The 15,185-nt window shown below is 46.2% G+C and carries 14 protein-coding genes; 6 read left to right on the plus strand and 8 right to left on the minus strand.

The window, feature by feature from the left end:
* Positions 1 to 224: 224 nt before the first annotated feature.
* The 4 genes from tsaB to Q0V21_RS15900 form a co-directional block, all read right to left on the minus strand.
* Positions 225 to 1,073 carry a tRNA (adenosine(37)-N6)-threonylcarbamoyltransferase complex dimerization subunit type 1 TsaB gene (tsaB, locus tag Q0V21_RS15885; RefSeq protein ID WP_301879799.1) on the minus strand — a complete coding sequence of 283 codons (849 nt, stop codon included), beginning with the start codon at positions 1,071 to 1,073 and terminating at the stop codon, positions 225 to 227.
* A 2-nt stretch (positions 1,074 to 1,075) separates the two neighbouring features.
* A complete protein-coding gene (tsaE, locus tag Q0V21_RS15890; protein ID WP_024632866.1) occupies positions 1,076 to 1,558 on the minus strand; it encodes a tRNA (adenosine(37)-N6)-threonylcarbamoyltransferase complex ATPase subunit type 1 TsaE in 483 nt (160 codons plus the stop codon).
* A 196-nt stretch (positions 1,559 to 1,754) separates the two neighbouring features.
* The gene (locus tag Q0V21_RS15895; protein ID WP_024632867.1) at positions 1,755 to 1,931 is read right to left on the minus strand and encodes an H-type small acid-soluble spore protein; all 177 of its coding nucleotides are present in this window, start codon (positions 1,929 to 1,931) and stop codon (positions 1,755 to 1,757) included.
* A 5-nt stretch (positions 1,932 to 1,936) separates the two neighbouring features.
* Entirely contained in the window at positions 1,937 to 2,233 is a 297-nt protein-coding gene (locus Q0V21_RS15900; protein ID WP_301879648.1) for a hypothetical protein, read from the minus strand.
* A gap of 194 nt (positions 2,234 to 2,427) precedes the next feature.
* Here Q0V21_RS15900 and ku point away from each other — a divergent pair, with 194 nt between their 5' ends.
* From ku to ligD, 5 genes are all read left to right on the plus strand, one after another.
* Positions 2,428 to 3,339: a non-homologous end joining protein Ku gene (gene ku / locus Q0V21_RS15905; RefSeq protein WP_024632869.1), complete on the plus strand. Its 912-nt coding sequence runs from the start codon at positions 2,428 to 2,430 to the stop codon at positions 3,337 to 3,339.
* Between the two features lie 269 nt (positions 3,340 to 3,608).
* Positions 3,609 to 4,478, plus strand: coding sequence for a VOC family protein (locus Q0V21_RS15910; RefSeq protein ID WP_301879649.1), 870 nt, complete (start codon positions 3,609 to 3,611; stop codon positions 4,476 to 4,478).
* A gap of 215 nt (positions 4,479 to 4,693) precedes the next feature.
* Positions 4,694 to 5,791 (plus strand): GerAB/ArcD/ProY family transporter, encoded by a 1,098-nt coding sequence (locus tag Q0V21_RS15915; protein WP_301879650.1) that lies wholly within the window; start codon positions 4,694 to 4,696, stop codon positions 5,789 to 5,791.
* Between the two features lie 69 nt (positions 5,792 to 5,860).
* On the plus strand, positions 5,861 to 6,826 hold the full coding sequence (locus Q0V21_RS15920) for an ATP-dependent DNA ligase (RefSeq protein WP_301879651.1): 966 nt from the start codon (positions 5,861 to 5,863) through the stop codon (positions 6,824 to 6,826).
* 85 nt (positions 6,827 to 6,911) lie between these two features.
* Positions 6,912 to 7,802: a non-homologous end-joining DNA ligase gene (gene ligD / locus Q0V21_RS15925; RefSeq protein ID WP_301879652.1), complete on the plus strand. Its 891-nt coding sequence runs from the start codon at positions 6,912 to 6,914 to the stop codon at positions 7,800 to 7,802.
* A gap of 61 nt (positions 7,803 to 7,863) precedes the next feature.
* On the opposite strand, the gene Q0V21_RS15930 is transcribed toward ligD, so the two are convergent.
* Both Q0V21_RS15930 and cls read right to left on the minus strand, forming a co-directional pair.
* On the minus strand, positions 7,864 to 8,772 hold the full coding sequence (locus tag Q0V21_RS15930) for a YitT family protein (protein ID WP_079350919.1): 909 nt from the start codon (positions 8,770 to 8,772) through the stop codon (positions 7,864 to 7,866).
* A 346-nt stretch (positions 8,773 to 9,118) separates the two neighbouring features.
* Positions 9,119 to 10,558 carry a cardiolipin synthase gene (gene cls / locus Q0V21_RS15935; protein ID WP_301879653.1) on the minus strand — a complete coding sequence of 480 codons (1,440 nt, stop codon included), beginning with the start codon at positions 10,556 to 10,558 and terminating at the stop codon, positions 9,119 to 9,121.
* A gap of 377 nt (positions 10,559 to 10,935) precedes the next feature.
* On the opposite strand from cls, the gene Q0V21_RS15940 reads away from it, so the two are divergent.
* The gene (locus Q0V21_RS15940) at positions 10,936 to 12,282 is read left to right on the plus strand and encodes a hemolysin family protein (protein WP_301879654.1); all 1,347 of its coding nucleotides are present in this window, start codon (positions 10,936 to 10,938) and stop codon (positions 12,280 to 12,282) included.
* A 140-nt stretch (positions 12,283 to 12,422) separates the two neighbouring features.
* Here the strand turns inward: Q0V21_RS15940 and Q0V21_RS15945 are convergent, their stop codons facing one another.
* Both Q0V21_RS15945 and Q0V21_RS15950 read right to left on the minus strand, forming a co-directional pair.
* Positions 12,423 to 14,012: an alpha/beta hydrolase family protein gene (locus Q0V21_RS15945; RefSeq protein ID WP_301879655.1), complete on the minus strand. Its 1,590-nt coding sequence runs from the start codon at positions 14,010 to 14,012 to the stop codon at positions 12,423 to 12,425.
* 54 nt (positions 14,013 to 14,066) lie between these two features.
* Positions 14,067 to 15,167, minus strand: coding sequence for a DUF1648 domain-containing protein (locus tag Q0V21_RS15950; protein WP_301879656.1), 1,101 nt, complete (start codon positions 15,165 to 15,167; stop codon positions 14,067 to 14,069).
* Positions 15,168 to 15,185 lie beyond the last annotated feature (18 nt).

The following is a 15,185-nucleotide window of genomic DNA, read 5'->3' on the forward strand; positions in this document are numbered from 1 at the left end:
CTTTAGTGCGTGTTCAAAAAGACCGGTTTTCAGTATCGAGAAGATGGGATGCAGTTAGAAATGGAGTAGCGGAGCGTAGGGAAAACTACGTGAGCAACTACAATGTTTCCGAAGGAAACATACTTCGCAAGCATCCGCTTATTTCGGCTGAATTCCATATTCGATGCTGATGATGCCACTAGGCATCCTTCGTAATCAAAAGCGGACTTTTTGAACAACCTCTTTTAGCCTTTGCGCAGCAGGTTGGCTTCCGCTTCAGCCAGCTGGGTATAGTTGGGTACCAGTGCATGCACGTCATCTCGCTGACCTGCAAGCAGCGCTTCGGCGCCTAGGCGCCCAACCCAGCGGCCTTCCAGCTCATAGGGCACGAGCTGGAGCGCCGTTCCTGCGGGGCAGCAAAGCTCAGCCGCTGCTGCCGCATGCGGGCCCGTCTCGCCGACAATCCAGACGGCAGCGGGCCGCTCTTCCGGCGCCGCCTCCGCCATGCGGGCGGCGAGGGCTTCCAGCCATCCGTCCACCAGACGGATGGCATCCGGTGCGAGCCGCCGGGGCGCAGCGCTCCCGGCGGAGGCAAACAGCGCGGTATAGGCTTGACCGCGCCGTGCATCCACGAGCGGAACGATCCAGTGGACAGGGGCGGCACCTGTGCCGCCCTGGTCCGCGGATGGCGTTCCGCCAGCCCCTGCTGCGGCATCCTCTGCCGCAGCTTCGGCCTTGGCGGCGAGGCCGCTGTGCCAGCCGCCCCAGGCCAGAGCCTGAAGGCTGGACACCCCGGCAACGGGGATGTCCCATGCCCAGGCCAGCGTCTTCGCCGCGGTCACCGCAATGCGGATGCCCGTGTACGAGCCTGGGCCAATGCCGACGGCAATGCCGTCCAGCTGTCCCGGCTGCGTGCCGCTGGCTTTCAGCAGCTGCTCCATCACAGGCACCACGTGCACTGAATGGTTGCGTTCTGCCCGTTCATTGCGTTCTTCCAGAAGGGCGTGACCTTCCATAACTGAGGCTGCCATCACCGCAGTCGACGTATCCAACGCCAAAAACCGCTGGCGCGGCTTTTTTTGTAAATCTTCCATCATCATTTGACTCCATTCTGTCTGAACTGTTGGCACATGGCAGCATACGTCTCACCATACCCATCCAGCGTAATCGTTCGATCCTCAGGACCTGTCGTCTCGATCTGCACATGCAAGTGTTCTTGCGGCAGCAATTCGGGAATAATGCTGGACCATTCCACCAGACTGACTCCGGCTCCATAGAAATACTCATCCAGTCCAAGCTCGTCCGCTTCTTCCAGTGATATGCGATACACATCCATGTGATACAAGGGCAGACGCCCTTCATATTCCTTAATCAGTGTAAACGTGGGGCTGTTGACCACATCACGTACACCCAAATGCCAGGCAAACTTCTGTGAAAATGCTGTTTTGCCCGCGCCCAGATCACCGTCCAGTGCAATCACCATGCCGGCGGTTGCCTGTTCAGCGAGTGCGGACGCGAGTACTTCTGTATCTGCAATGCCATGGGAGTGATACACCCACTGCTCGTGCGTCTGATTCAATATACGCCCCACCTTTGGCGGTCCTGCCGCCTGAGTTCACTTTGAACCTTATTATATCGGTCCCATTCTTCCCCCGCAACATCGAAGGATCAGAAGCAGGATAGAAGCCAAGCCAAACATTCACACGAACGACAAATAAACCGGTCCCTGACGGCACCGGCCTTTCTTGGACATCCCGCAGCACGTCCTTTTGCTTCTATTCTTCCAAACGATCTACACGAACGGTCTGGGTATTTCCCGGTCTGCTGCCTACTTGTACCGTTGCCATGCCGTTGGCTTCATCTACATTTTCGATCCAGACCGGATCTCCCTCCAACGTAACAGCAATCGTATCCTTTGATTCAAAAATAGCTTTGGCGCGTTGCACATCCATCATGATTATTCATACTCCCCTTCCGGATCTTCATGTGATTCCCGAATCATACTGTCCGTTGTACTATCACCTATATAACCGTTATCTTCCGTGACTTGTCCCCCGCCCAGGCCCTCATTCACCATCCGGTCAATATCCAGCATGAACGACTCCCGGTCCAGCGGCAGCTCTTCTGAAGTGACAGCCTCCCAGTTAACCGCTGTTGCAGGCGTATGAAAATCCTCAGATCCTTCCGACTCAGCAGGAGGATACGGAGAGAACGTATGGGCGTGAGCTTCATCTTCGTCTCGTTTGTTCTTCATGGGGTACCTCCTTACGTGATAGTTGATAACTAATATCATCCTCTTTCTAACCAGCGTTGACATATGCAGATCTTAAGGATGTTTCTGTTATCATCCCCCACTCTTTCTGAAGCATACCGTTCCGGGCAAATACGGTTATCCCGCCCGTGAAATGCCCATACTAATCATAAAATGTTCTCGGAAAGGAGCCGTTCATGCATACGGTCTGGAAAGGTGCAATTAGCTTTGGTCTGGTTCATGTTCCTGTCAAAATGTTTTCGGCTACCGAAGACAAAGACATCTCCATGCGTTATATTCACAAAGTCTGCGGTAGTCCACTCGCATATGTACGCAAATGTCCTTCCTGCGACGTTGAGGTTCAATGGGAAGAAATCACCAAAGGATATGAGTATGAGAAAGGCAAATTCGTCTTGTTCGAGAAGGACGAGCTTGAGGCGTTAAATGAGTCCAGCAGTAAAACCATTACCATTCTGGACTTCGTGGATTTAACGGAGATTGATCCGATTTATTTTCAAAAAACGTATTACCTCTCCCCTGATCAGGCGGGTGGAAACGCGTATCAGCTGTTAATGACTGCTATGCGCGATACAGGCAAAATTGGCATCGCCAAAATATCCATTCGTTCCAAAAGCAGTTTGGCTGCGATTCGTGTGCTGGAAGATTGCCTCTCCATGGAAACCATTTTCTATCCGGATGAGATTCGTCCCGTTTCTCAGGTTCCAAACCTCCCAGAGGTTCTGAACGTTAATGAGAAGGAATTGACCATGGCAAAACTGCTGATTGATCAGTTATCTACTCCTTTTGAACCGGGTAAATATACAGACGACTACCGCGCCAAACTTCTGGATCTGATCAATCACAAAGTGGCAGGTGAAGAAATCAAGATCGCCCCTGCCAAACCGGAAGCCAATGTCATGGATTTGATGGCAGCGCTGCAAGCAAGTATTGAAGCTGTGAAGCCCATACCTTCCGACCCTGGAACCACCACAGCCAAACCCAAAAAACGTACTCCCAAGAAAACCTCGGCACAAGCGACGGCTGGAGGAGAAACGGACACTCCTGCTCCTGCCAAAAGAAAAAAAGCTGCTCCCAAACCCAAGGCGTAAGCGGCAAGAAGCATATAGATTGATTTGTCCTCAACATCAACATTGGAGATCCGGCCCTGAAGCCGGATTTTTGTTTTATATTTATAAACCGAAAATACAATTGACGAAAGTTGGTTTATATTTTATATTAACTTATGAAAAGTAACTTATTTATAAATGTACAGATGAGCCTCATATCTACATGAGCCAGACCTTACAATAGCCCGAATACATTGCCGAGGACAGCACCTTAACAAACCAACTAAACTTGTTTTCAGGAGGAAATCATTATGACTACTACTTATCAGATTCCTGCTACAACCCATCTGGGTGAAGTAAGTCTGCGAATCAGCAATTTGGAGCGATCCATTCAATTTTACACCGAGGTGGTCGGGCTTAAACTGCTTGAACGCAGTGAAAAAGTCGCTACGTTGACAGCCGATGGAAAGCAGTCCCTCCTACGCCTTGAGCAGTTAACCGATGCAGTGACGATGCCTGTTCGCTCCACTTCAGGCCTGTATCATTTCGCTATTCTGCTGCCTGACCGTAAATCGCTGGGCCTTGCCCTCCGTAATCTGGCTGAATCCGGCATCGAAATTGGTCAGGGTGATCATCTGGTCAGTGAAGCATTCTATATTTCCGATCCGGATCAGAACGGGATCGAAATCTATGCAGACCGTGCCCGCGACACCTGGAAACGGGATGCAGATAATAACTACATTATGTCAAGTGATCCTGTTGATGTAGACAGCCTGTTCGCTCTGGCCGCAAACGAGCCGTGGCAAGGCCTGCCTGTCGGAACGGTCATTGGTCATGTTCATTTCCATGTACGCAGTCTGGAAGAGTCACGTCGTTTCTATACGGGAGTGCTTGGTTTTGATGTCGTTGGCAATTTCGCCAACATGTCCGCCCTGTTTGTGTCGGCAGGTGGTTATCACCATCACATCGGCCTGAACATTTGGGCTGGTGCAGGTGCACCAGTGAATCCGGACAATGCGACGGGAATTGACTACTTCACCATCATTTATGACGGAAAAGAACCATTGGAACAAGCTGTAGAACAACTGCGTCAATCGAATGCGTCTATTGAACAGCAAGGAACGGACTGGTTTACTGTAGACCCACAGAATATTCGCATTCGCTTGACTACAACAAGCTAACACGGGAAATTCGTGACGAGAATGTTATGCGGTAAGTTGAGTATACTGATTAGCCTGGACACAAATTTTCTCGCTCCATATGGGGAAATTAGTTGTCCGGGCTTTTTTTGCTTTCTTTTTTTATATTGATATGTCTTTATCCATTGCCTAATAAAATTGGTGTAATTGGTGCATCCTAACCAAATATCTAGATCGACATGCGAAGGAGATCCCACATGATTGAGAAGGGGCGTATAACCGTAAGACAACTGGGTTCCCTGATGTTCTTGTGCACAATTGGTGAACAGATTATCGTCTTCCCCTCTATGATCACCTCATATGCGCATCAGGATGCATGGTTATCCGCATTAGTAGGTGTTGCTGGAGGTATGGGAGTATTGGCCATTATGCTCGTTGTATACAAACTGCAGCCTCAGATGAATTTGATTCAACATGTACTACATACTCTGGGACCCTGGATTGGGGCCTTATTCAGCTGTTTTTATTTATTCTACTTTCTGATGTGTACCTCCACTTTCATAAGAGAAATTGGGGATTTCATGACGACCCAGATCCTGCCTGAATCTCCACTCTTTATTGTTAATTTTCTCTTTGTTTGTACTCTTGCCTGGGGACTCTTTTCCGGTCTGGAACCCATAGGCAGGAGTGCCGAAGTTTTTCTTCCCCTGATCGTGGTTTTCCTGCTCATTCTGACTGTATGTCTGTTCCCACATTCACATCTGGACAACATCAAGCCTATTCTTGCGGAAGGCTTTCTGAATCCTTTTAAAGGCTTTGTCGCTGTGCTTACCTATCCTTACTGTGAATTGTGCATCTTTCTTATGCTCTTTCCTTATGCCAAAAAGGAAACTCATTGGGAAAAGGATGTCCTCTTGGCAGCCATGATAGGCGGATTAATGCTTACCCTAACGTTAACCATCTGTCTGCTGGTCATGGGGCCCTTTATGACCCAGCACCATTGGTTTGCAGCATTTAATCTGTCGCTGAAAATCAATATAGGCAACTTTTTGCAGCGCATTGAGGCCTTTATGGCCTCCGTCTGGATTATTGCTGTCTTTTTCAAGAGCATTCTGTTTTTCTATAGCTTTGTACTGGGAATCACTCACCTCTTCAAATTGTCCAGCTATCGTCCACTCATTTTGCCGGGTGCCCTGTTGATTTTGGCCATATCTATTGTTCTAGCTCCCAACGAAATTTTCTATCTCAAGGTTGTCATTCCGTATTGGATTGATTGGGACTTGACCTGTGGCATCGGAATTCCTTTGCTGCTCATTATGGTACATAAACTAAAGACACGGCTGCGTAAGGGTTAAACTTGCGCCAATCAAACCTTGGATGATCAAGCTCAGGCAGATTTGAAAGAGGAAAGGAGTTTTAAGCACATGTTCAAGCCCCTGGTTCCTTTTGAACCTGTATCTCGAGATGTAATCCCTACCGGGCCCAACTGGATTGCCCAAATCAAATGGGATGGGGTTCGTATGCTTGCTTACGAGGACGGACAGGGAATTCAGTTGATTAATCGCAGATTGCACAACCGAACTGCACAATATCCTGAGTTGGTCCAGCCACGCAATCTGTGCTCCGTCCCTTCTTATATTTTGGATGGAGAGATTATTGCGCTTGATCCGAATACGGGAAAACCGTCCTTTTATCACGTGCTGCGGCGAGATCGCATGAGCAGACCGGATGGCATTGCCCAAGCTATACACCAGATTCCGGTCACTTATATGGTGTTTGATATTCTTTTTTGCGATGGGGTATGGGTCACAGATCAACCTCTTTCAGAACGTCAACGTCTTCTGCATCAAGTTCTGAATCCTGCTCCTCATGTTCAGGAGGTGACCAACACGTCAGATCCCGACGCCCTGCTCGCGGTTATGAGACAGCACCAGATGGAGGGAATTGTATGTAAAGACCTTTCCAGCACCTATGGAATCAACGGCAAGGATCAACGCTGGCAGAAGGTCAAGATTTTCCACGATCTATATGCGATGATTGGCGGGGTCACGTACCGCAGTGGTATCGTCAATGCAATCGCCGTCGGTGTATATGATGGGCCTAACTTTGTCTATATTGGTCATGTCGGCACGGGTAAACTGAACTCGGACTCCTGGCGTAAACTAACTGAAGAAGTACAACCTCTTATTCGGAAGGATAGACCCTTTCACAACCTACCCGAGAGAAGCGCGGAGACGACATGGATCGAACCACAAATCGGTGTCAAAGTGCAATTCATGGAACTCACCCATCATCGAACACTACGTCATCCCAGTATCCAGGCTTTTGCTTCCGTGACCCGGGAGGAGTGCCAGGCCAGTCAGATCAGTCACCTTTTACTTGAACGATAAACCATTTTTCCATCCGCTTGAGATAGTAAGAGGGCTTTCTCTTCCCCTTTAAAATCATACTTGTTCACTACAGGAGGTGTTCTTCATGCCCCGTTCGATCAAGGGCACCATAACCATTAATGGAATGGAACTTACAGTGACCAATCCAGACAAGCTGTTATGGCCCGAAGCAGGTGTAACCAAGGCCATCTATTTGCAAAAGTTGGCGGCTTTGGCTCCCTATCTGCTGACTTACACGCGAAATCGGTTGCTTACTACAATACGTTATCCCCATGGTGCAGGCGGTGAGTTTTTCTATCAGAAAAATGCTCCAGATCCCGTTCCCGAGTTTGTACGAACCGAGGTGCATGAGGGGATACGATATGTGGTGATGAACGACCTTCCAGACCTGCTATGGCTTGGGAATTTGGCTGCTCTGGAGTTTCACCCTTCCTTGCATGCCGTAGGCAGCCATCTTCCTTGTGAGTGGATGATTGATCTCGATCCTTCCCAGGAAGAAGAACCTCGCATCATGCAGGCTGCCCTAATTGTGGGCGAAACGCTGACTTCGCTTGGTTTACGATCGGTACCAAAGACCTCTGGGGCCACAGGTGTACAGATTATTGTTCCGATTCACCAAGGTGTAACCTTCGATGAGTTAAGGGACATCGGTTATTTTGTAGGCAAATATGTCACTCAAAAACATCCGGATCTATTTACACTGGAGCGTCTTAAAAAAGACCGGGGGGACCGCATTTATTTCGATTACCTCCAGCATTACGGTGGCAAAACGCTCGCAGCTCCCTACACTCCCCGCGCCAAACCAGGCGGTACGGTGTCCACTCCACTCACATGGGATGAGGTTCGGAGCAACGTTTCGGTCAAGGATTACCACTTAATGAACATCGTGGAACGCCTGACGCAGACCGGGGACCTGATCGCAGCTCTCGAGCCCCAGCCTGTTGAACTGATCATCCAGCATTTAAAACAAAAATAGCCGGTCACACCCTCAAACCAAGGGTACCGGCTATCTTTCTGTTTATGTGCGATGAGATTCGCTAATGTATACCTTTTTTCTTGAAACGTCCGCCCTTCACATCGTGAATGTTACCAATCGCCACAAAGGCATGCGGGTCCCAATCCTCAACAATGGATTTCAGCTTCGCTTCTTCCAAACGGGTAATAACCACAAAGATAATTTTCTTCTCGTCTCCGCTGAAGCCGCCCTCTCCATCAAGATAAGTGACGCCACGACCCAAACGATCGGTCAACGCTGAACCAATATCACGATACTTCTCGCTAATAATCCATACCGATTTGGATTGATCCAATCCTTCATTCACAATATCAATCATCTTCATTGCAATATAATAGGCAATCATGGAATACAGGGCGTTTGGCCAGCCAAATACAAAACCTGCACCAGCAAAAATAAATACGTTAATGAACAGTACGATCTGACCTACAGACAATGGTGATTTCTCACTCAGCAGAATGGCGACAATCTCCGTACCATCCAGTGAACCGCCGGAACGAATGACGAGACCAACACCGACACCCAAGATCAATCCGCCAAATACAGCTCCAAGCAATGGTTCACCTGGCGTAAGTGCAGGAACATGGTGCAGCAACGACGTTCCAATGGACATCACGACGATCCCGAGCAATGTAGATAACGCAAACGTTTTACCAATTTGTTTATACCCTAGAATAAGGAAAGGCAAGTTAAGCAAGGTTAGGAACATTCCGAGTGGCAGATTCGTAAGCTCTGACACCATAATCGAGATCCCTGTTATTCCGCCATCAATAACGCCATTCGGCACGAGAAATACTTCGAGTGACACAGCCATCAGTGCAGCACCGACCAGAATCATCACAATGCGCTGCAGAAGCTTCAGTGAAAACACCGAGCTTTTAACATTGCGGTCCGGCTTGGATGTTAGTTCTTTAACCGATACATTGGACATCGTATCCCCCCGTTATGATCAATATGTGAATCCATTTCATAAATCATTTAAGTACCCGAGAGGAACCCTGCATACAGAAGAACAACACCGTCCTAATGCGATATGCACCCCGTTATCAAAGCACCTAAAGGCTATATGAAATGTATTCAAGTATGTCTTAATTCTGGTTAACACTTCCAAAAGAGAGCAAAAGGGAGCCTGTTATCCCGCAGACTCCCCTCCTTCGCCAAGACATAATTTATATAAACATTATATCATAAAAGATCAAATTTGAGCAAAATAGTTAGCAAAAAGAAGATAAATTCACAAAAAGTGAACTTATCTTGAGAAATTCGCCCTATAACGGCTAAAGCAGCGGAGAAAGCATGCGAGAAAGGATTTCTGCCCCTTTTTGCCACCGTGAACGCCGCTGAAACACCTTCACTTCAATCTGGCTGCATTGATCCAGATCACGTTCAAAGTCCTCAGTCAGCCGATCCATGGATGAAGTATCAAACAACACGGCGGTCAACTCGAAATTGCAGAAAAAGCTGCGCATATCCATATTGGCTGTGCCTACCGTTGCAAGCAATTCATCCACAATCAGGACCTTGGCATGCACAAAACCTTTACGATATTGATAGAACTTCACTCCGGCACGCAACAATTCTTCTACATAGGACATTGAGGCCCAATGCACAAGTCGGGAATCCGATTGATACGGAATGATGATTTTCACATCCACGCCACTGACAGCGGCCGTTTTGATTGCTTCATACAATGCGGGATCGGGAATGAAATAGGGTGTTGTGATGTATATGCGCTCGCAAGCCACGGAAATCGCACCAAAGCACATTTCCTGAATGGCATCCCAGTCCTGATCCGGTCCACTGGACAGAATCTGAATCCGCTCTTCTCCGCTGCAAATATGTGGTGGGAACAGTTCTGTCAGTTGAGGCTCTGTAATCTGCTCGCCGGAAGCGAGTTTCCAGTCGTTCAGGAACGTATTTTGCAGGAAATATACGGCATCTCCCTCGATCTGTACATGGGTATCACGCCAGAATCCAACCTCCGGATATTGTCCGAGATAATCGTCTCCTATGTTAATTCCACCCACAAATCCAATCCTTCCATCCACCACCACAATTTTACGGTGATTCCGGTAGTTTACCCTTCGGTCAATCGTTGCAATGAGCGGCGGCAGAAAATAATGAAATTCCACGCCTGCATCCTGAAACTTGCGAATAAAGCTCCAGCTCATCTTGTGACTGCCGAGTCCATCGCAGATCAACCGCACCTTGACGCCTTCTTTCGCCTTGCGAATCATCACGTCCTGAAACTTGGTACTGATGACATCATCCCGAAAAATATAAAATTCAACATGCAGATGGTGCTCTGCCTGCTCCATTGCCCTCAACATGGCTCCAAATGTCTCTTCACCATTCGTAAGTACTTGACTCCGATTGCAGCCTGTAATCGGGCTCTCAGACAGGTGTGACAGCATGTTAAACAAACGGTGCTGATGGGTGTATCGGCTGCCAGACATCTGATCGGCATGATCAATAATATGAGCCTGCTCCCAGATCGTTTCCCGTATTTCACGAAAGATACGTGAACCGCCTTTACGCACCTTCTTGCGTTTGTTGTAGTCTTGGGCCACAAAATAATACACAACAAAGCCGATCAAAGGTACACAGAATAAAATAAAAAGCCATGCCACAGCTTTCGCCGGATTGCGGAATTCCAGCAACAGAATGGTGGCTGCCTGAAAAGTAAATACGAGCAAAATAATGACCAGCCAAAACATTCGGCTTCCTCCTCATGGCAAGGTGTAACCCTGCCGTTCTCTCTCACTGTATAAGCTTTGACGATAAAGCCTTTAGCTAATCATTAGATACCCAATGTATACCCTGTTCGTAACGTTTGCTTAGATAAAATTTTACATACAAAGCTGATCTGCAAAAAGCACTAAGCCATTTCATTCCAAGCTTCGCTGTTGTAAATTCTGACTGTGTTCCCTTCTACATATGCTTCTTCCCAGTCAGCAGATCAGTACTCCATCGCCATTTCGCACACATTGCCTTCCAGACTCTTCCTCTTTTCTTGACCGGAAGGTGGTCTTCTTACGTAAAATTAGATATAATATTCGTTAAAAACTTATTACTTAAAGGAGAAGACTAGTTAATGGACAGTGAGAGGTATGCGTTAAATTTAGTATTGGTTGCGATTTTGATAGGATTTTCGGCGTTTTTTGTTGCGGTGGAATTCGCATTGGTGAGGATTCGTCCGAGCCGGATCGACCAAATGATTGCAGAGGGAAACAAGCGTGCCTTGGCTGTCAAACAAGCCGTTGCCAACCTGGACGGATATTTGTCCGCCTGTCAGTTGGGTATCACGATTACATCTCTGGGACTGGGCTGGCTGGGTGAACCAACGGTTGAGAAAATTCTCCACCCTGTGTTCGAAAGCATGCACATGCCTGAGACGGTTTCTTCATTCTTATCGTTTGTTATTGCGTTTGTTGCCATCACGTACTTGCATGTGGTTGTTGGTGAACTTGCACCTAAAACGATTGCAATCCGTAAAGCCGAAGCCGTTGCACTGTGGACGTCTACACCTATCATCTGGTTTAACCGAATTATGTATCCTTTTATCTGGCTGTTAAACAGCTCAGCGAATCAACTGGTCAAGTTGTTCGGAATCAAACCCGCATCGGAGCATGAGGATGCGCACTCAGAAGAAGAATTACAGATTATCATCAATGAAAGTTTTGAGAGCGGCAAAATCAATCAAGCTGAGTTCGGATATGTAAGCCGGATCTTTGCTTTTGATGAGATGCTTGCCAAAGAAATCATGGTACCCCGGACTGATATGGTCTGCCTTTATGTCAATAGATCAAACGAGGAAAACCTGGATATTATCCGGCAAGAGCAATACACCCGTTTTCCAGTGGTAAATGAGAGCAAAGACGATATTATCGGTATTATTAATACCAAACAATTTTTCCTGGAGTTGTATGGAAATGAAGAGCCCGTCGATCTATCTTCCCTGATTCAGCCTGTATCTGCTGTTCACGAAACGACTCCCGTTAAGGACCTGCTGAAAAAGATGCAGAAAGATGGCGTGCATATTGCCGTGCTAGTCGATGAATATGGAGGTACATCCGGGATCGTAACGATTGAAGATGTGCTTGAACAGATCGTCGGGGAAATCCGGGATGAGTTCGACGCAGATGAAGTGGAAGATATTCAAGTCATCAATGAGAACTATGTGATTATGGATGGCAAGGTATCCTTGTCCAAGGTAAACGACATGTTCACCTCAAACCTCGATGCTGACGAATGGGACACCATTGGCGGATGGCTTTATAGCCATCGTCCAGAGATGAATGAACAGGAAGAATATGAGTTCGAGAATCTGATTTTTGTTTTGCTGGAAAAAGACAAGAATCGTTTCTACAAAGTCGCTGTTGTTCCCAAGGAACCACTGACCATGTCCGACTACACGGATGAAGATGAGAAAGAGGGCTAATTGGGCTAAATAAAGCAACTTTATAAATAATAAGAAGAGCACTTGCCTACTTTGGTAAGTGCTCTTCTTATTATTTCCCGCTCAATGTGTCACTTCCCCATGTTATCACTAACCAAGAATCTATCTTACCATTCCGTTTTTTAGTTTGATTTTAATACCCACTTCGCAATATCATCTATAATGGCTTTGGAGACATTAGATGGCTCAGCGTACTCTTGACCGATCGAAAGTCCATCATAGCTGGATAAAAGATGATTTACCTTTGGATAGCTATTGTACGTTACATTGGAATGACCTTGAAGAGACGATTTCCAGGTTTGGAATTGGTTCATAGACACTTGCACGTCATTTTCGCCTTGTATAATAAGCATAGGGGTATTTTGTGTTTTAGCCAGTTCCGCAGGCACGTAATCTCTCTGCTCAAACCACCAATAAGCAGGTTGAAGTGGAAACGCCTCAGGAAGATGATCTACAGAATATTTAGGATCTTTAACTATCGCAGCAACATTTTTATAAAAATCAGCTTGTCTTTTAATCATCTCCGTGTCTAAGCCGAGCTGCTTCATCCGCTCTACTAATTCGTCCTGCTGCTCGGTAAGCACATCCACAAAGCTACTGCTTGGTGCAGCAAGTAGAATACTTCCTGCAATATCATGTTGTTTATCCTCAGCAATGATTAACGGCATTGCAAACCCGCCTTGACTATGTCCTGCAGCAAAAATTGCTGTAGAATCAATATGTGTATTCTTTTTAAGTAATTCCACTGCATCGTTTACCTGATCCACGCTCTCTTGTTTTAATGTGAATTTAGGCTGTGAAGCCACCTTATAGGTATGCTCATACGTGACCTTATCGTATCTCAATACAGCAACTCCTTGTGAAGCTAAGCCTACCGCAAGATCGCGAAACGGCTTTGCACCACCAATGGCAGCATCTTGATTGCTAGCCCCGGATCCGTGTACCAGAATTACAACCGGGAAAGGTCCCTCTCCCTTGGGCAAAGTTAATGTCCCTGGTAAAGCTAAATCACCTTGACCGACCGTAATGTCTTGTTCTGTATAGGCAGATGGGTTGTCGTAGCTTGGTTTTTGATATACATCTGGAGTAGCGGCGGCAATATACAAGTCATCCACAAGTCCGTTATGATTCATTCTGACCGTAATATTTAAAGGAGTCAGCTTTGTCTTAAAAGTATAGGTAACATTGCGATGCACTGTGTTATTTTCTACGTGTTTAGCTATGGCTTCACTTGAAATTTTTCCATTTTGACCTTCTAATGCTGCCCATAGCTGACTCAACAACGTGGGTGACAACACTCCGCTAACAGAGGTATGAACATACTTCGCAGCTTCCTTGCCATTGCCCTCACTAATAAGTGAAATGAATATATCCTCAGGCGCTGCCTTCAATGTCTTGGTAAGAAATCCCCCATCCATAAAGGTAACTCCTTTCGTTAACTGAATAGGATTGTCTAAGGATATGACTTGGCCATTCACAATCGCCTGTTTCTCTCCTACCTTAACTACAATAGTAAGTTCATTTTTACTTATTGTGATTTGTCCTGTTTTTTGTTGCCAGGATACCTCTGCCCCATTCTTTTCTGCAATCTCACGAATAGGAACTAGATTTTCACTACCAGCGGGTTTCTCAGCAGCTGCTGAGATGGATGTCACCGGCAGGATGAGACCTACGAAAGTAAGAGAAAGTAATAGCTTTTTCCAATTGTTCATCGTAATAACTCCTCCTGATAATTTTATTTATTATATGCATAGATATATGAGCATTTATTGGCTCAGGACTATACTTATAACAACAATAGCAATGATGAATAACAGCAGGACCCAAGATAGTGGACGAGCGAAGTTTATAGTCCAGCCTATTCCATAACGTTTTTCTACGGTAAAGGAAGGATCATTGGCATTAAAGTAAATAAAACCAAGCTTCCAATAATCATCGTCATTCACAGGCTGCTCCTTGGATCTTTCGCGTTCCTCTTGATGATTCCGAATCTTCCCACCACCTTGTCTGCCTGTTAGAGACAGTAATACAGCACCTAACACGATCACCACAGGGGTGATGAAGCTAATAGCTGTCAACAAGACCAGATTAGGGACGAACATATTTATCTGAATGAAGGCAAATAAAATGGTAAGAAGCAACCCTGTTATTATCGTAAATAGGGACCATTTACGGCGGAATTGAATATTTTTAGCAGCAAATTGGGAAGGATCAGAAGTGGTAAGCTGTTGTTTGCTTGTTTTAATACTCCAGTTAACCAACATCATCAGTGCAATTATTCCTAGCTGTACAAGATTAATAGCCAGTACGGAAAGGTAGGTTTTAGGCACACTGGAAGTGACATTGCCCTGAAGATCATATTTTATAGGAATGACGTTAGGTAGAGCCTTATAATTCAGGATCGAAATGATCGCAATGGCTACAATAATAGTAATGTGAATGAGAAACCAATAGTTGGAATAGGTGAGCTTATTTTGGCGGAAGGTGGTATCAATTTTAACCCTTTGAGGCGCTTCTACAGTTGTATGTGTTCCGTTTATCTTTTTCATTTTGAAATGAAATACTATATTTAGTGCTGCCCAATACACAATGAACATAATTGTGCAAACACCGGTAATCATTGCGCTAGACTCTTCATTAGCAGATCGGAGTAAATACAGACAGACAAGTATAACCATTCCGTTCCCGATCAGACTTATTTTAGCAAACGTACTCCGTAGCTTACGTAAGGTTGGTGTGTAGTAATTATATTCACTTACCGTAACCCCAAAGCTAATTGTTTCCCTTGTCACATATGGTGTAAAGGATAGAAATAAAGCTAATGGAGCAAAGATTAAAATGATAGGTAATATACTAAATAGTTGCATAGATAACACACTCCCTTG

This window comes from Paenibacillus sp. 11B (assembly GCF_030487755.1).
GTDB lineage: Bacteria > Bacillota > Bacilli > Paenibacillales > Paenibacillaceae > Paenibacillus > Paenibacillus vandeheii.